16 protein-coding genes are annotated in these 16939 nt (G+C 71.1%); 7 read left to right on the forward strand and 9 right to left on the reverse strand.

All coding sequences use genetic code 11. The annotated features are described in order from the left end of the window. Positions 1–12: 12 nt before the first annotated feature. The 6 genes from OG588_RS16585 to OG588_RS16610 all read right to left on the reverse strand — a co-directional run bounded on the left by OG588_RS16585 (position 13) and on the right by OG588_RS16610 (position 7784). Positions 13–4041, reverse strand: a complete 4029-nt coding sequence (locus OG588_RS16585; RefSeq protein ID WP_405947968.1) for a ribonuclease E/G — start codon at positions 4039–4041, stop codon at positions 13–15. 263 nt (positions 4042–4304) lie between these two features. Next, complete coding sequence (locus tag OG588_RS16590; protein WP_405947969.1) at positions 4305–5072, reverse strand: TIGR03936 family radical SAM-associated protein; 768 nt, start codon at positions 5070–5072, stop codon at positions 4305–4307. Positions 5073–5118: 46 nt separating this feature from the next. Then, complete coding sequence (locus tag OG588_RS16595) at positions 5119–6228, reverse strand: hypothetical protein (RefSeq protein ID WP_405953138.1); 1110 nt, start codon at positions 6226–6228, stop codon at positions 5119–5121. Positions 6229–6243: 15 nt separating this feature from the next. Further along, on the reverse strand, positions 6244–6783 hold the full coding sequence (locus OG588_RS16600; RefSeq protein WP_405947970.1) for a GNAT family N-acetyltransferase: 540 nt from the start codon (positions 6781–6783) through the stop codon (positions 6244–6246). A 3-nt stretch (positions 6784–6786) separates the two neighbouring features. Continuing rightward, a complete protein-coding gene (locus OG588_RS16605) occupies positions 6787–6984 on the reverse strand; it encodes a GNAT family N-acetyltransferase (RefSeq protein ID WP_405947971.1) in 198 nt (65 codons plus the stop codon). 110 nt (positions 6985–7094) lie between these two features. Continuing rightward, a complete protein-coding gene (locus tag OG588_RS16610) occupies positions 7095–7784 on the reverse strand; it encodes a TetR/AcrR family transcriptional regulator (RefSeq protein ID WP_405947972.1) in 690 nt (229 codons plus the stop codon). A 139-nt stretch (positions 7785–7923) separates the two neighbouring features. On the opposite strand from OG588_RS16610, the gene OG588_RS16615 reads away from it, so the two are divergent. Continuing rightward, positions 7924–8475, forward strand: coding sequence for a cysteine hydrolase family protein (locus OG588_RS16615; RefSeq protein WP_405947973.1), 552 nt, complete (start codon positions 7924–7926; stop codon positions 8473–8475). Positions 8476–8618: 143 nt separating this feature from the next. Further along, complete coding sequence (locus tag OG588_RS16620) at positions 8619–9491, forward strand: hypothetical protein (RefSeq protein WP_405953139.1); 873 nt, start codon at positions 8619–8621, stop codon at positions 9489–9491. Between the two features lie 13 nt (positions 9492–9504). Here the strand turns inward: OG588_RS16620 and OG588_RS16625 are convergent, their stop codons facing one another. Next, positions 9505–10269, reverse strand: coding sequence for an SDR family oxidoreductase (locus OG588_RS16625; protein ID WP_405947974.1), 765 nt, complete (start codon positions 10267–10269; stop codon positions 9505–9507). A 170-nt stretch (positions 10270–10439) separates the two neighbouring features. On the opposite strand from OG588_RS16625, the gene OG588_RS16630 reads away from it, so the two are divergent. Next, entirely contained in the window at positions 10440–11288 is an 849-nt protein-coding gene (locus tag OG588_RS16630; protein WP_405947975.1) for a helix-turn-helix domain-containing protein, read from the forward strand. Between the two features lie 5 nt (positions 11289–11293). On the opposite strand, the gene OG588_RS16635 is transcribed toward OG588_RS16630, so the two are convergent. Next, positions 11294–12031: an SDR family oxidoreductase gene (locus OG588_RS16635; RefSeq protein WP_405947976.1), complete on the reverse strand. Its 738-nt coding sequence runs from the start codon at positions 12029–12031 to the stop codon at positions 11294–11296. Between the two features lie 157 nt (positions 12032–12188). On the opposite strand from OG588_RS16635, the gene OG588_RS16640 reads away from it, so the two are divergent. Continuing rightward, positions 12189–12659 carry an RrF2 family transcriptional regulator gene (locus OG588_RS16640; RefSeq protein WP_405953140.1) on the forward strand — a complete coding sequence of 157 codons (471 nt, stop codon included), beginning with the start codon at positions 12189–12191 and terminating at the stop codon, positions 12657–12659. A gap of 28 nt (positions 12660–12687) precedes the next feature. Here OG588_RS16640 and OG588_RS16645 read toward each other — a convergent pair whose 3' ends face one another. Further along, on the reverse strand, positions 12688–13839 hold the full coding sequence (locus tag OG588_RS16645) for a glycosyltransferase (RefSeq protein ID WP_405947977.1): 1152 nt from the start codon (positions 13837–13839) through the stop codon (positions 12688–12690). A gap of 307 nt (positions 13840–14146) precedes the next feature. On the opposite strand from OG588_RS16645, the gene OG588_RS16650 reads away from it, so the two are divergent. The 3 genes from OG588_RS16650 (at position 14147) to OG588_RS16660 (ending at position 16930) form a co-directional block, all read left to right on the forward strand. Further along, positions 14147–15073 (forward strand): hypothetical protein, encoded by a 927-nt coding sequence (locus OG588_RS16650; RefSeq protein WP_405947978.1) that lies wholly within the window; start codon positions 14147–14149, stop codon positions 15071–15073. A gap of 148 nt (positions 15074–15221) precedes the next feature. After that, positions 15222–15914 carry a DUF899 domain-containing protein gene (locus OG588_RS16655; protein WP_405947979.1) on the forward strand — a complete coding sequence of 231 codons (693 nt, stop codon included), beginning with the start codon at positions 15222–15224 and terminating at the stop codon, positions 15912–15914. Positions 15915–16240: 326 nt separating this feature from the next. Beyond that, positions 16241–16930 (forward strand): ankyrin repeat domain-containing protein, encoded by a 690-nt coding sequence (locus OG588_RS16660; RefSeq protein WP_405947980.1) that lies wholly within the window; start codon positions 16241–16243, stop codon positions 16928–16930. Positions 16931–16939 lie beyond the last annotated feature (9 nt).

The following is a 16939-nucleotide window of genomic DNA, read 5'->3' on the forward strand; positions in this document are numbered from 1 at the left end:
CCCGCCCGGGGTTCAGCCCTCGTCGGTGGAGGCGGTGACGGAGGACGGGCTCGTCTGCTCCGCCGCCGCGGTCTTCTTCGACGTGGTCTTGGCGGCCTTCTTGGCCGTCGTCTTCTTCGCGGCCGTCTTCTTGGCCGCGGTCTTGGTCGCCGCCGTCTTCTTGGCGGCCACCTTCTTCGCCGGCGCCTTCTTGGCCGCCTTACGAGCGGCCGTCTTCTTGGCCGGAGCCTCGCCCTCAACATCAGCCGCTACGGCTGCTGCCTCGGCGACCGGGGCCTCCTCCACCACGGCCGACGGTACGACCGTGACGGCCGCCTCCTCGGACGCGGTCGGCGCGGTGGCCTTGCGCACGGCACGACGCCGCGGGCGGGCCGGAGCCGCACTCTCGGCGGGCACCTCGGCCTGCTCGACGGGCGCGGGCGTCTCGACGACGACCGGCGCGGCGGCTTCGGTGACCGTCACGACGGCGGCCTCCTCGGACCCGGCCGGCGAACCGGCGGGCGCGGTCGCCTTACGGGTCGCACGACGGCGCGTACGCCCCTTGGGCGCGGCGTCGTCGACCACCGGAGCCTCGACGGCCGCAGGCGCCTCGACAGCGACCGGAGCCTCGACGACCGGGTCTTCCACGGCGACGGGCGCGGCCTGCGCGACAGCGGCCGGCTCGGCCTCCTCGCGGACCTCACGCGACTGCCGCGCCTCACGCGCCTCGGCCCTCGGCGCACCGGCCGGAGCCGACGCCCGCCGACTCGTCCGGCGCCGCGAACGCCCACCCCGGGTGGCCGCGGCCTCCGCCTCGGCGGCGCTGCTGTACAGGTCCTCGTCGGGCCTGAACTCGGTCTCCGCGAACGGCACCGGCATGGCGACCTCGGCGGCGACCTCCGCCTCGGTCTCGACCTCGTCGTCGGCCACATCGTGGTCGTGCTCGTGCGTGTCGTGGACGTCCTGCCCGTTCCCGTCACCACCGCGCCCGCGCCGCTTGCGCTTGCCGCCGCCACCGACCGAGGTCGGCTGCTCCATGTGCACGATGACACCGCGGCCGTTGCAGTGGACGCAGGTCTCGGAGAAGGACTCCAACAGGCCCTGTCCGACGCGCTTTCGGGTCATCTGGACCAGGCCCAGCGAGGTGACCTCGGCGACCTGGTGCTTCGTACGGTCGCGGCCCAGGCACTCCAGGAGCCGCCGCAGGACGAGGTCCCGGTTGGACTCCAGGACCATGTCGATGAAGTCGATGACGACGATGCCGCCCAGGTCGCGCAGCCGCAGCTGGCGCACGATCTCCTCGGCCGCCTCCAGGTTGTTCCTGGTCACGGTCTCTTCGAGGTTGCCGCCCTGACCGGTGAACTTGCCGGTGTTGACGTCGATCACGATCATCGCTTCGGTCTTGTCGATGACCAGCGAACCGCCGCTCGGCAGCCAGACCTTGCGGTCCAGCGCCTTCATCAGCTGCTCGTCGATGCGGTACGTCGCGAAGACGTCGACCTCGGAGGTCCACCGGGACAGCCGGTCGGCGAGGTCGGGGGCGACGTGCGAGACGTAGCCGTGGATGGTGTCCCACGCCTCGTCACCGCTGACGATGACCTTGGTGAAGTCCTCGTTGAAGATGTCGCGCACGACGCGGACGGTCATGTCCGGCTCGCCGTACAGCAGGGTCGGCGCGTTCGAACCGCCGCCGCCCTTCGCCTTCTTCTGGATGTCCTCCCACTGCGCCTGAAGCCGCTCGACGTCACGGCTCAGCTCGTCCTCGCTCGCGCCCTCGGCCGCGGTGCGCACGATGACGCCCGCATCCTCGGGGACGATCTTCTTGAGGATGGTCTTCAGCCGGGCCCGCTCGGTGTCGGGCAGCTTGCGGCTGATGCCGGTCATGGAGCCCTCGGGGACGTACACGAGGTAGCGCCCGGGGAGGGAGACCTGGCTGGTCAGACGCGCGCCCTTGTGCCCGATCGGGTCCTTGGTGACCTGCACGAGGACCGACTGGCCGGACTTCAGGGCGGACTCGATGCGGCGCGGCCCGTTGGCCATGCCGAGCGCCTCGAAGTTGACCTCACCGGCGTACAGGACGGCGTTGCGCCCCTTGCCGATGTCGATGAACGCGGCCTCCATGGAGGGCAGCACGTTCTGGACCTTGCCCAGGTAGACGTTGCCGACGTACGAGGTCGACTGCTCCTTGTTGACGTAGTGCTCGACGAGCACGCCGTCCTCCAGGACGCCGATCTGCGTGCGCTCACCGCTCTGCCGGACGACCATCACACGCTCGACGGCCTCACGGCGGGCCAGGAACTCGGCCTCGGTGATGATCGGGACGCGTCGACGGCCCTGCTCGCGGCCTTCACGGCGGCGCTGCTTCTTGGCTTCGAGGCGCGTCGAGCCCTTGATGGACTGCACCTCGTCGCTGGGGTGCTCGTCCTTCTTGGCGCGCGGCTCGCGGACCTTGACGACGGTGCGCTCGGGGTCGTCGGTCGACGCGGGCGTCTCGCTCTCGCCGCCCGAGTCACCGGCGCGACGACGCCGACGGCGCCGGCGACGGCTGCTGCTCGACCCGGAACCACCCTGGTCGTCGTCCGCCTCCTCGGCGTCCTCCTCGACCTGCTCGGCGGTGTCCTCGGCATCCTGGGCGACCTGCTCGGCGGCGTACTCCTCGCCGTCCTCGCCCTCGTCCTCACCGGTCGCGGACTCGCCACGGCGACGACGCCGGCCACCACGGCGACGGCGGCGGCGCGAACCGGTCTCCTCGGCCTCGTCACCGTCGGCGGAGTCCTCGGCCTCGTCGGCCTCTTCGGGCTCCTCCTCGACCACGACGGCCTCGACGACGGCGGGCGCCTCGGGCTCGGCCTCGAAGGCGGCACCCCGGCGACGACGCCGACGGCGCCCGCCGGTCTCTTCCTCGACAACCTCGACGGCCACGGGCTCGGCGACGACGACTTCTTCCTCGTCGTCCTCCACGGCCTCGGCGGCAGCGGCAGCCGCGGCGCGCTCCGGGGTCTGGAACATCGGCTCGGTGAAGACGGGCGCCTGGAACACGGCGACAGCGGGCCGCCGCGGCCGACGCGGTCCGTCTTCTTCTTCCACGCTGTTCCCGTTCTTGGGCGCGGGCGCGGAGAACCCACCGGCAGCGGTCCGCACGGACCGGCGCCGACGTCGCGGCCCCGAGTCCTCGGCGGGAACCTCGGCAGCGGTGTTCGTCTCCGCGGTGTCCGCGGGGGTCTCGTCGTTCACAGGGGCCTCCTCGCCCACGGGCGTCCCGGCAGGCGCGGACACACGGCGCGTGGCGCGACGACGGCTCCGGCGCGGCCCGGCGTCCTCATCGGACACGGCAGCCGCGGAACCTTCGGTCACTTCTTCGGTCACTGAGGTCACTGCGGTGGCTTCAACACTCTCGGCGGCCTCGGGCGCTTCACTCGCCTCGGGGGCACCGGCGGGTGCGGACACCCGCCGAGTGGCACGCCGACGCGTACGCCCAGCGGGCGCAGCAGCCTCTTCCGCCACGACGGCTGCTACGACGGCGGGCACCTCGGCGACGACGGGCGCGGCCTCGGGCGCCTCCACCGGCTCGGGCACGGCGGCCGGGGCAACGGTCTCGGGCGCGGTCACCCGGCGCGTGGCGCGACGGCGGGTACGCGGCGGAGCGGCATCCCCGTCGGACTCCACGGGCGGCGCGGTCTCCTCGACGGCGGCAGGCGCGGTGGCGGCAACGGCCGGCACCACGATCTCGGCCGCCTCGGACACCTCACTCGCCTCGGGCGCACCGGCGGGCGCGGACACCCGCCGAGTGGCACGCCGACGCGTACGCCCGGCGGGCGCGGCCTCTTCCGCCACAGGTGTTGCTACGGCACCGGGCGCCTCGACGCTCTCGTCGGCCCCGCTCTTCTCTTCTGCTTCGCCGGCCTCGGCCGGTATGGCCGGAGCGCTGTTCTCGACGGCGCCCTCGGGGGCGGCCGGCGGTCCCGCGGGTCGAGACGCGGCGCGGCGCCTACGGCGCGGCGGCAGCGTGTCGCTCGGGGTGTTGAGTTCGGAACCCTCTGCGGGTTCGGTCGGTTCGAGCATGCGGGCGTTTCTCCCGTCAGGCTCCCGGGCGCCGCGCCTGGTCCGGCAGGGATGCCGGTGACGTCCGCGGCTCGCGCGTTGCGCGGTGCCGCCGTCCGGGGCGCGGGCGCCGCACGGGAGCTCTCTGTGTCCTGTCTCGCCGGTTCCGTACGCCCAGATGCGGACGGCCTGGCGAAAGTCTTGTGGTCGGTACGCTGCCCGACCCAGGTGGCTCCCGAGTCCGAGGGCGGCGCTACGACATCGGTCCCTACGCGGAACCTTCCCTACGCCGGCGCCTTCGCGGCGGCAGCTTCGGCGACCGTGGTATTTCCGGTCACTGCTGCCTCGCGGTCGGGCGCGAGCGGGTCGGTCACCGTGCCGGTCTCTTCATCGAACAGCCCCTGCGCCAGCCTGGTCACCGCTGCGGCGACCGGCGGCGCCAGGTCGGCCACGGCGCGAAGACCGGACAGGACGTCGTCGGGTCGAACGGCAGGCGTCACGTGCCGAACAACCAGCCGCAGTATCGCACAGGCCTGGTCGGTAGGCCTATCAGCCTGTGGACTGATCGTCTCGAGATGCGCTACGGCGGGGCGGGCGTCGAACGTCCGCATGCCGTTCTTGGCCATGCGCTGGACCTCGACGCTCTCGGCCGCGTTGAACGCGGCCACCGCGCGCTCGGCGTCCTCGGGCGCCACTCCGTCCAGCCGCAGCTCCCACACGGAAGCCGTGAGCCGGTCGGCGAGCCCGGAGGTCCGGGCCTCGACCGCGTCGATGATGTCGAGCCCGACGGGCATCGACTCGTCGAGCAGCTCGCGCAGCTTGTCGGGGTCGCGCTCGGCAGTGAGCGCGATCTCCAGGTATTCCGCCTCACTGCCCGTGCCGGTGGGTGCGGCATTGGCGTACGACACCTTCGGATGCGGCGTGAACCCCGCCGAGTACGCCATCGGCACCTCGGCGCGGCGCAGCGCACGCTCGAAGGCGCGCTGGAAGTCACGGTGGCTGGTGAACCGGAGGCGGCCGCGCTTGGTGTAGCGCAGTCGGATGCGCTGCACCGCGGGTGCGGGCGGCGGGCCTTCGGGCTGTCGCTTGCCCAGTGTCCTAGTCCTTCGTGAGAACGGTCGTACTTCTACCAAGAGTACGTGTCTCGTCGCCCATCGGTTCCCGCAGCTCCACCGGCTCCGGCTGCCGGGGCTCGCCGAAAACCATCCGCCGGAAGTCGGCACGGGCCTGCCGGGCGGACTCGCGCGCGGCGGTCAGCACCTGCCGGGTGACCCTCCCCACAGCGCGCGCGGCCTCGGCGACGGGCCGCAGCACCAGGTCCCGTACGACGTGTCCGACCGGGGTGAGCACGGTCCGGTACACCCAGCTCACCGGCTCCACGAAGATCCACCGGAAGAGGGTCCCGAGTGCCCGCCCCACGGCGAGCGAGATGTGCCCGGCGATCCGCCAGGCGTGCCCGAGGGCATCCCGGACCTCCCGCCCGACGACGACGAGCACCCGCCCGACCGGTGTCAGCACCCAGCGCCACAGGGCGACGGCGGGCAGCACGAGCAGAATCCGGGCCGCCCAGTACAGGGCGACACCGATCCCCGTGCCGATCACGCTCAGCAGCCACAGGAGTCCCCGCCCGCACCAGGCGACCGCGTGCCCGATCGGCGTGAGGATCCAGGCGTACAGCCACCCGGCGGGCAGGACGAGCAGATACCGCCCGAGCCAGGCCACACCGGCGGCCAGCCCGCCGACGACCCACGCCACACCTGCCGCCACCCCACCCGCGACCCACGCGCACGCGTGCCCGACGGGAGTGAGCACGCGCGTGTAGACCCACGCCAGCCCGCTCCCGATCCGCCGGGCGCTCCAGGCGAGGCCGTGCCCGAGCGGGGTGAGCAGATACCGGTACAACCAGACGAGCGGCACAAGGACAAGAAGGTGGGTGAGCCATGCGAGCGCCTTGGCGAGCGGCACGACGCCGTACCGCCACAGCGCCACCCACGGCCACACGAACACCGCGCGCCCCACCGGCCGCAGCACCGTCCGGTACAGGAACCGTCCGCCGACCACCAGCCCGTCCCACACCAACCGGACCGGCACGACCAGCACGAGCACGACGATCCGCACCGGGACGCGGATCGCGACGGCGAGACATCCCTCGGGCGGCTGCGGCGACGGCCGCGCGGGCGGCTTCTCGAATTTCCTGGGGGCGTCCATACCGGGCAAGACGCCTCAGCTCCCCGTCCGGGTCCGGATCCAGTACCGCAATTTCCCGTCCCGCTCGTCCTCGAACTTCCCGCCGCCGGACTCGATCACCTTGCGGGACGCGATGTTGGTGGCGTCACAGGTCACGAGGACCGGATCCAGGCCGAGTTCACGAGCGTACGGCAGGACGTCACGGAGCATCGCGGTCGCGTGCCCGCGGCGACGGTGGGCGGGCCGGACGCCGTAGCCGATGTGGCCGCCGTAGTCGAGGAGCCACTGGGTGAGGCGGTGCCGTATCTGGATCCGGCCGAGGTAGGTGTCGCCGTCGACGTACCAGTACCAGGTGCTCGGCACGAAGCCCTCGGGGCGTCGGCCGTCCTCCAACTCCTCCTCGCGCACCGCCTCCACGTACCGCGCGAACCCGGTCGGCCGGTTCCAGGTGCCGCCGTGCTCCCGGAGTTCACGCGCGAGGGTGCCGCCGAAGAAGTCGTCCTCGACGATGTGCTCGTGCACGGCGTCCAGGAAGGAGACCCGGAACCGGGCGTCGGGCGGGATCAGTTCAGGCATCGGTCAAGGGTAGGGGTCGCCGGGGCGGACGCGGGTGTGCAGCAGCCGGGGCGAGGAGGCGAAGCCGCGTCGGGCGTAGGCGGGGATCGCCCGGGGTGAGGAGTGGACGGTGCCGCGTTCGAGCCCGAGGTCCTGGGCGCGCGCCGGCACCGCTTCCACCAGCCGTCCGCCGACACCGCCGTCGCGCTCGCCGGGGATCACGCACACGCACTGCAGATCGCCGCAGGGCGGTCGGAGTCGGCACCCGCTGGACCACGGCCGGCTCGGCGGGGCGGATCGTGATGTTGTCCACCCGTGCGTTGTGCGGCAGTTCAGCGGTCGTCGGCAGGGGGCGACAGGAGCGCGTCGACGATCTCCCGCAAGGGCGCGGCCAGTTGGGCGGCGGTCGCGTCACGGAGGGGGCGCAGGCCCACGGCGGAGCGTACGACGGCGACGCCCACGCCGAGGGCGACGAGCAGTTCCGCGCGCAGCAGGCGTTCGTCGTCCTCCCCCGCCGGGCCCTCGCCGGACGCTTCGAGGATCTGGCGGCTGAACTCGTCCAGGGCCTTGCGGCGCAGGGCGTCCACGCGTTCGTCACCGGAGCCGCGCAGCAGCATCAGCACGGGGTGTTCACCGAACTCCGGCCAGGCACCGGCGGACAGTTGGTGACTGAGCGCCTCGGCGAGACCGGCCCGGTCCGAAGGGAACTCCTCATCCCGGCCCAGAAAGCGGGGAGTTGAGGCGAGGGCTGCCTTGAACAGCCCTTCCTTCGAGTCGAAGTACCGTTTGATGAGCGCCAGGTTGACCCCGACGTCGGCGGCGACGTCCCGCAACGTCGTGCGGTCGTACCCGAGTCGGGTGAAGCGACTGCTCGCGGCCTCCAGGAGCGCCTGCCGGGTCGCCGCCGCGTCCCGCCGACGGCGCCCGTCGCCCTCGCTCGCCTCACCCTCGTCGCTCGCCTCACCCTCGTCACGCGTCTCACCCTCGTCACGCGTCTCAGCCTCGTCACGCATCTCACCCATCGCCACCGGCGGCCTCCCTCCAGCACCCTCGACCAGCTCAAGTCATCGCTCGTTGACATGACTACAGGGCATGGTTACGTTAGGCAAGTAATCACCTGATGACTTAGTGACCGAGCACTCAGCTCGCGGAAGGACCGGCGTGTCCGAGCAAGCCCTCCTCGTCATGGACGTCCAGCGCATGATCGTGGACCGTTACCCCGACCCGGCCTATCTGCCGCGCCTGCGCAAGGCGATCGACACGGCCCGCGCGAACGGAGTCCGGGTGATCTACGTGACCGTCGGATTCCGCCCCGGCGCCCCGGAGATCAGCCCCCGCAACAAGCTGTTCGGCAGGCTCGCGGGCGCTCTCGCCTCGGCCGCCGCGATCCAGGCCAACGACATTCACCCGGACATGGCCCCCGGCCCCGGCGACATCGTCGTCACCAAACGCCGGGTGAGCGCGTTCGCGGGCAGCGACCTCGACATGGTCCTGCGGGCGAACGACATCGACCACCTGACCCTGACCGGCATCGCCACGAGCGGCGTCGTCCTGTCCACTCTCCGCCAGGCCGCCGACCTGGACTTCACCCTCACCGTCCTGTCCGACGGCTGCCTCGACAACGACCCGGAGGTCCACCGCGTCCTCACGGAGAAGGTGTTCCCGATGCAGGCGGAGGTGACGACGGTGGCGGACTGGGTGGCCGCGCGCTGAACTCCCTATAACTGAACTCCCTATATTGGTGGGCGTACTTGAGGCCTGTACGTGACGTCCGTGCTTGACGGTCCGGAGTCGACGTCGGTGCGATCCGGGGGGATTGAGCGTTCGTGGGACCAGTCAGAACACGCGGGGCGGCAGTGCTGGCCGCCCTCTGCGCCATAGCCGCCGTACTGCTTCTCAGCGCCTGCGGGACGCAGCTCGCGGGCGGCATGGACGGAGCGACGCCGACCGGGTCGCTCCCCTGGACCCTGGCGTCGCCCTCCAGGGTCACGGGGGCCCAACTGGCCGACGACCAGCGCACGTTGACCGTGAGCGTCCGAGTGCCCGACGGCAAGCAGCCGTGCATACGGGCGCTCAAGGCCGCGGTCACCGCCTCCGAGAACAACACCGTGTGGGTCCAGATCACCTTCTCCTCCCCATCGGATGACAGGCGCTCCGGCTGCACCGGGGAACGTACGGCCTCGACGCGAGTCCGGCTGCCCGCACCCTTGGGCAAGCAGAGACTGGTCGTCGACTACGACAACCAATTCACCACCGACGGCGCCAAGTTGCCCGCGCTGCGGCTGTGCGGGGAACTCGGCTGCCACCCGCCGGCCACCGGCTGCACCACCGCCTCCTACGAACAGGCGGAGATCGCCGCCGACGTCCCCGCGCACACCTACCGCGACGCGGAACACTGCGACGGCAAGTGGCTGGTCCTCGACTTCTCCTGGCGTACGGGCCCGGTCTGCGGCGACACGACCGCGTCCCCGGCCGGCTGCGCCTCCCGGCTGGGCGACCGCTGGTTCTTCCGGGCGAAGCCCGCCGGTTGGGCACCGATCACCTCAAGCGCGGCCGGCGGCTGCAAGGTTGTCCAGCGCGCGGAGCCCGCGTTCCCCGCATCGTTGTGCGCCGGGCTGGCCCCGCTCTCCGCTTCGCTGCACCCGAGTTACCCACCAGCGTCGCCTTCGACTTCGGCCTCGGCTTCGGCTTCGGTCTCGGCTTCGCCGACCCGCAGCCAACTGCCCTAGCCCGGCCGGGAGTTCAGCCCTGAGCCGTCGGCCTGATGACGATCTCGTTGACATCGACGTCCGCGGGCTGGTTGACGGCGTAGACGATCGCCTCGCCGATCGCCGTGGCCGGGATCGCGATGCCCATCATGTCCTCGGCGACCGCGCGCATCCCCAAGTCGCCGATGCCGTCGGTCAGTTCGGTGCGGGTGAAGCCGGGGCTGATCACGGTGACGCGGAGGTCGCGGCTCTCCTGTCGCAGGCCTTCGGAGATGGCGCGGACGGCGTACTTGGTGGCGCAGTAGACGGCCGCGGTGGGATCGACCCGGTGCCCGGCGACGGAGGCGACGTTCACGATGTGCCCCGCGCCCTGCTCGCGCATCACGGGCAGGACCGCGGCGATGCCGTGCAGCACACCGCGGATGTTCACGTCGATCATGCGGTTCCACTCGTCGACCTTGAGTGCCTCCAGCATCGCCAGGGGCATCACCCCCGCGTTGTTGACGAGCACGTCGACACGGCCGTACGACTCCTGCGCGGCCCGGACGAAGGCCCGCACGCTCTCCAGGTCCGTCACATCCAGCTCGCGGTGGTCGGCCGTGCCCCCGTCCGCGCGGATCTCCTTGGCCAGGGCGGCGAGACGGTCGGCGCGCCGGGCGCCGAGCATCACCCGGTGCCCCGCCCCGGCCAGCAACCGGGCCGTGGCCTCGCCGATACCGCTGCTCGCGCCGGTGACCAGGACGGTCTTGGCGGTGCGGGGGCCGGTACCGGAGGTGGACCGGACGGTGGTGGCGGTCATGAGGAGCCCTTCGGAGAAGCCGATCGCGCGGCGGTGATCCACCGTGCCGTTCGTGTCGTGCCGTTCGTGTCGTGCCTTCCGAGCATCGGCGGGATCGGTCCGATGGGGCAGGACGGGGCTTCCTGGGTGCGCGGCTCCTAGGAAGCGAGGGGGCGCCGTAGGGTTGTGGAATGGACGGTACGGACGGTTACGCGCTCGGTGACTTCCTGCGTGCGCGGCGTTCCCGGCTGACTCCGGCGGAGGTGGGTTTTCCCAGTTCGGGGGCGCGCCGGGTGGCCGGGCTGCGGCGGGAGGAGGTCGCCGTGCTGGCCGGGGTCAGCGCCGACTACTACGCCCGGCTGGAGCAGGGCCGCGAACGCAGCCCCTCCGGCCAGGTGGTCGACGCCATCGCCCGCGCCCTGCGCCTCGACACGGACGCCCGCTGGCACGCGTACCGGCTGGCAGGCCTGGTCCCGAGGCCCGTCCCCGCCGAGCCGTCCGACGCGGTGGACCCGGCGCTGCTCCAGTTGATGCACGCGTTCCCGACGGCGGCGGCCTACATCATCAACCGGCGCCTGGAGGTCCTCGCGTCGAACCCCCTGGCCGACGCGCTCCTGGCGCCCCTGGGCGACCGCCGCAGGATGGTCCGCACGCTCTTCCTCGACCCGGCGGCCCAGGACCTCTTCGCCGACTGGCAGCACGTGGCCCGCTGCTCGGCCGAGGCCTTGCGCCTGGCGACGGGACACGACCGGGAGGACCGCGAGCTCAACTCCCTGATCGCCGAACTCCTCGACGGGAGCGAGGAGTTCGCCGCGCTGTGGCAGCACCACAGCGTCAGCCGTCCCGGCCGTCAGGCCAAGACCTTCAACCACCCGGACGTGGGCCGCCTCACGCTCACGTACCAGACCTTCGACGTACAGAGCGCCCCCGGCCAGTGCCTGCTGGTCGGCACGGCCGAGCCGGACACGGAGGACGCCGTGTCGCTGGCTCGGCTGGGTTCCCTGCACGCGACTGGAGACCCGAAGGCACCGCTGCCGTAAGCGAGTTACCGCCCGGCGAGCCAGTCCGTGTAGTGGGTGGCGGTGATGCGGGCGCCGTCCGGGGCGGTGAGGACGTCGCCGGGGACGACGGCGAACATGCCGGCGGCGTCGTCGGTGACCACGGAGTCGGCGCTGCCCTTGGCGGTCACGGTGAGGCGGCCGAGTTCGTCGAGGGGGTAGACGTCCGGGCCGCCGATGTCGAGGACGCCGTTCAGCGGGGAGCCCGCGGCGACTTCGGCGACGACGGCGGCGACCTCGGCGGCGGCGATCGGCTGGATCGGCGTACGCGGCAGCCGGACGGTGTCGCCGTCAGTGGTCATGGCGAGGGTCGCGTCCATGAACTCCATGAACTGCGTGGCGCGGACGATGGAGTACGGGACCGGCCCGCCCTTGAGGAGATCCTCCTGGAGGACCTTCGCCCGGTAGTAGTCGAGCCCCGGCACCTGGTCCACGCCGACGATGGACAGGATGACGAAGTGTCCGACCCCGCCCTTCTCGCTCGCGGCGAGCAGGTTGTCCATCGACGTCTGGAAGAAGCCGATCGAGGCGTCGTCGAAGGTCGGTGAGTTCGTCAGGTTGACGACGACGTCGGCGCCCGAGACGGCCGCCTCCAGCCCCTCACCGGTGATGATGTCCACCCCGGTGGACTGCGAGTGCGGCACGGCCTGATGCCCGGCCACGTTCAGGTTCCGCACGACCTGCGACCCGATCAGTCCGGTACCGCCGATGACTGCGATCTTCATGGCCTACGCCTTCCGTAGATGACTTACGTCCGATATGTACCGCCGAGCGAAACCGGCGGCACCCCGAAACCAAAACTCGGACACTTCTTATCCGAGATAATACTCGGACAACAGACATCCGAGTCAACCGGAGTCTGAGTAAAATGAGTGAGTGAAGATGTCCGGCGGAGTCGAGTGGGCCCTGCACTGCTGCGTTGTCCTGACCTCGACCCAGGCCCCGGTCCCGGCCGCACGCCTGGCCCGGTTCCACGACGTGTCACCGACGTACCTCGCCAAACAGCTCCAGGCCCTCTCCCGCTCCGGCCTGGTCCGTTCGGTACAGGGAAAGTCGGGCGGCTACGTCCTGACCCGCTCCCCGGCAACGATCACGGTGCTCGACGTCGTCGAGGCGATCGACGGCCCCGACCCGGCCTTCGTCTGCACGGAGATCCGCCAACGCGGCCCGATGGCCACCCCGCCCGAGGCCTGCACCACCCCATGCGCGATCGCCCGCACGATGGCCACCGCCGAGTCGGCCCGCCGCGACGCCCTACGGTCCGTCACGATCGCCGATCTGGCACGCGACGTGGAATCGGACTCCGGGGAGGGGACGTTGGCAGGGGTCGGTGTGTGGCTGACGTCGGACTGACCCTCAGGGCGAGCGCGTCGGCGTACGGCTACTTCTTCCTGCCCCTGGCCGCCTTGCCTGCCCGGGAGACCTTCGGTCTACGTACGGGGTCCGACGGCCGGGGGACCGCGGCGACGTGCGGGGCGGAGAACTCCCGGTTGGCCATGGTCTGGCGGCGGATGGCGGCGGGCAGGTCCGGCAGGGCCAGCAACTGGTCGCACGCTTCGATCGAGGCCGCGAACTCGCCCACCCAGTACGCGGTGATCGAGAACTCGAAGAGGAGCCCCCATCGGTACACCCAGGACTTGGTGAAGAGCAGGTCACCCGGCTCCGGCCTGCCGACGACGTCACGGAGAAGGGCGTACGCGGTGCGGTGGCGGCCCGCGAGCCGCAGGCGGGACGCCAACTCGTAGCAGGCTTCCAGCCGTTCGGGGCGCCCGTCCCAGGCCCGGGAGAACGCGTCCATCGCCCCCGGCCAGTCGTCGGCCTGCTCCGCCCTCAGGATTCCGGCCTCAAGGAGGGAGCAGTAGACCTCCTCGCCCCAGCCCTCCATCCGAGCGCGCCGCTCGTAGAGAGCGATGGCTTCCCGCGGGTGCCCCAGGTCGCGTTCGGTGTTGGCGAGATAGAAGACCGTGCGCGGATTGTCCGGGTCGCGCTCCAACTCGCGCCGCAGCAGACGCGCGTCGCGCTCGAACTTGTCGCTACGGCATCCGCCGTCGGCCTGGTCCTCGATGACGAGCGCGTCCAGGTTCTCCTGGGTGTCGGGCTCGTCGGTGCACGGGTACTCGTGCGTCACGCCCTCGTAGCGCCACGGCCAGTCGCCCCGCATCAGGTGCTTGAACCGGTGCTGGGTGCCGGGGGTGTCGTAGCGCAGCATGTATGAGCCGGCCGTCAGCCGGGGCAGCGTGGCGTCCTGGCGCATGACGTGGTCGGCGTCAAGAGTGAGCAGGTAGTCGGCCTTGCCGCGGGCGTGCTGGATGTTCCGGGTCCGGTTGTGCCCGAAGTCGACCCAGGGTTCCTCGTGGAGTTCGCCGGGAACGCCGTCCAGCACCTTGCGGATCAGGTCCTGCGTGCCGTCCGTCGAGCCGGTGTCGGAGATCACCCAGTAGTCGACGAGTGGGCGGACGGCCTCCAGACAGCGCTCGATCACGAGCGACTCGTTCTTGACGATCATGCACAGGCAGAGGGTCTGCTGCTTCACGGCCTCACCCGTCCCGGACTGCTGACGTCCCGTCGGAATCACGCGCGTCACAGTGGCACGCGTCCGCTCCGCGACCGTCCATCCACGCGGAAGCCCGCGCCGAGAGTCCCCGAACAGCGGTGGCCGAGGCCGTACGGGTGATCGCAGGTAAAAAATGCCCCATCAGAACGCATCAGTTAGTCCGATATGACGACATACGGGCGCGTTCCGTACTGCTACGCCGGTCGCCCGAGCCACCTCGGGCCAAGCTCGCGTTCGCACTCGGATTCGGGGCATCACCCGGACCGGTCTCCCAAGGAGCACACAGATGAACCCTGAGTTCCCGACGTCCTCGCCCCTCGGTCCACTTGCCCGGGACAGGTTCAGGAAGGCGGGCATGGTGGCCTCGCTCGCCCTGGTCCTGGCGGCCGGCGTGGCCGGTCCGGCCACCGCGGCGGCGCGGAGCGTGACCGACCGGCCGAAGGCAGCCGCCGGCAACGGCGGCGATCACTGCAAACCGGCCCACCATCACAAGTCCCAGGTGACCGAGGGCGGCGGCAAGGGCGACTGCAAGGGACCGACGGGTCCGACCGGCCCGAAGGGCCCGAAGGGCGACAAGGGAGCCACCGGCGCGACCGGTCCCAAGGGGCCCACCGGACCCACGGGCCCCACCGGCGCGACGGGCACCCAGGGCGGGCAGGGCGTGACGGGTGCGACCGGACCGACGGGCCCGACCGGACCCACCGGGCCCACCGGACCGACCGGCGCCACGGGCACGGACGGCCAGACCGGACCCACCGGCCCGACGGGCGCGACCGGAGCCACCGGAGCGACCGGGCCCTGCGCCGACATCGACGCCCAGCAGGACTCGAACAACTTCGAGCTGCGGGTCGCACTCACCGGCGGACTCACCTACGCGGGCATCCACGACCTCACGGGCAGCGGCACCCATCCCTTCCTGTGGACCGACCTCAGCACCCACGCCAACTATCCGGCGGGCGGCCTGGACACCGACGGACGCAACGTCGGCTTCGTCTGCGGAGTCGCCGTCAACGGGCACAGCTCCAACTCCGGGGAGCCCATCAAGTTCGACGTCATGACGACCACGGGTCAGGTCTGGGAGACCACCTGCGTGGCGGTCAACAGCAGCCGGCCCGACGCCACCCTGAACTGCAACGACAGCCTGGGAGCACCCATCCCCTGGACCAAGGTGACGCGACAGCCGTCCCCGGGGGCCGTCAACGGCGGGGTGTGACGGACCCCTTGCCAGGGATGCCCGGAGGTCCGCAGACCGACCTCCGGGCCCCCGGGGCACACCGACCGATGAGTTCCGGAGCCCGCCGGGGTCTACCCCCGCACAAGGGCACAGCCACGCCCACAAGCTCCGTGAGGAACGAGGAACCATGACGACCGCCGACGCACTGCCCCCCGTCGTCGACACCGCAACGTGGGAGACGCAGCTCGCATCCCTCCGCGCCCGCGAGAAGGCCGCGACCCGTGAACTCGACGCCATCGCCGCCGAGCGTCGCCGGCTGCCGATGGTCGAGATGCCCGACTACACCCTCGACGGCGAGGACGGCCCCGTCCGACTGGCGGAAGTCTTCGACGGCAAGCGGCAGTTGATCATTTACAACCACATGTGGTTCGCCGGCAAGGAATGGCAGTGCCCCGGCTGCACCGGGTTCACCTCGCAGTACACGCGCCTGGAGTTCCTCGACAACTACGACGCACGGTTCGTCATCGTCACCCAGGGCCCGATCGACGAGGCCCTCGCGTACAAGCACCGGGTGGGCAACCGGATGCCCTGGTACTCGACCGCGAACAGCTCCTTCGGCACCGACACCGGCGCACCGCCCGACGGCGGATTCGCGGTCAACGTCTTCCTGCGCGACGGCGACACCGTCTACCGCACCTGGCACACCAACGGCCGAGGCACCGAGCAACTCAGCCACAGCTTCGCCCTGATCGACCTCCTGCCGTACGGCCGCCAGGAGGAATGGCAGGACTCCCCCGAGGGCTGGCCCCAGTCCCCCACCTACAGCAGGTGGTCGGGGTCCAAGGAGATCGCCGCGGCCTACGGCCCGAACTCCCTCTGAAAACCCGCCACTTCGCCCACACTCACCTCAGTACGCGCGCCCACTCCCCGGGCCCGTGTCGGTCAAGAGGTAGGTACACGGCACGGCGTGGTCCCTGCCCGATCGGTCGCCGGTGTCCGCCTTGACCAGGGAGTTGTCGCGCCGGCAGCGGAAGAACGCGTAGATGCGGTCTGCCGGCGTGAAGTCGGCAGGACCGCTGCACCAGAGCCTCCCGCCGCCCGGTGATTCGACACCAACGCGCTGTTCAGAAAGCCCTGTTCGTATGCGCCCAGGGCCCTGTCAGGCCAGGATCAGCCCGTCTCCGAAGGGTGGACTAACGTGTCCGGGTGATCAGGAACAGGATGGAATGGGACGCCCTCACCGACCGTGAGCCCAACGCGTGGTACCGGGAGGAGCGGGACCGGCTCTCGGACATGGCCAGGGACGCCAACTGGAGTGGCCTGTTCAAGGAGTTGAGGAAGCATCCGTCGCGGGTCAACCTCCCCCGGATCGGAATCCGCACCGGTTACGCCCCACTGCATCAGGCAGCCTGGCACGGCGCGGACTTCCCCGTCGTCTCCCGGCTGATCGCGCACGGCGCCTGGCGCACGCAGCGCACCCGCGACGGGCAGCGCGCCGTGGACGTCGCACGGAAGCAGGGGCATACACATCTGCTGGAGCTCCTGGAACCGGTCGTGGTACGGCCACTCCCGTCCCCGCCCGAGATGCTGGAACACCGCTTCCACTCGCTGCTACGGGAGAGAACCGGCAGTTGTTTCGAGGAGACCGAGCACCTGTTGCCACCGCTGGCGCCGCTGACGGAAGCACCAGCCATGGAGATCACCTTCACCGTATTCGGCATGATGGGCGGCGTCACCTACCGTCTCGAAGACGATCATCTGTACGTGCACTTCCACTCACGCATGGACGCCGACGACGGGGAGCATTACCACGTAACCCCTGAGAGCTGGTCCAAGATCAAATCCCCGCGTATACCGCCACCTCCTCCGCCCGCCCCGCAGCGCGCCACCCCCTGACGGACGGAC

Origin of the sequence: Streptomyces prunicolor (assembly GCF_045162825.1) — a bacterium.
Classification (GTDB): Bacteria; Actinomycetota; Actinomycetes; order Streptomycetales; family Streptomycetaceae; genus Streptomyces; species Streptomyces prunicolor.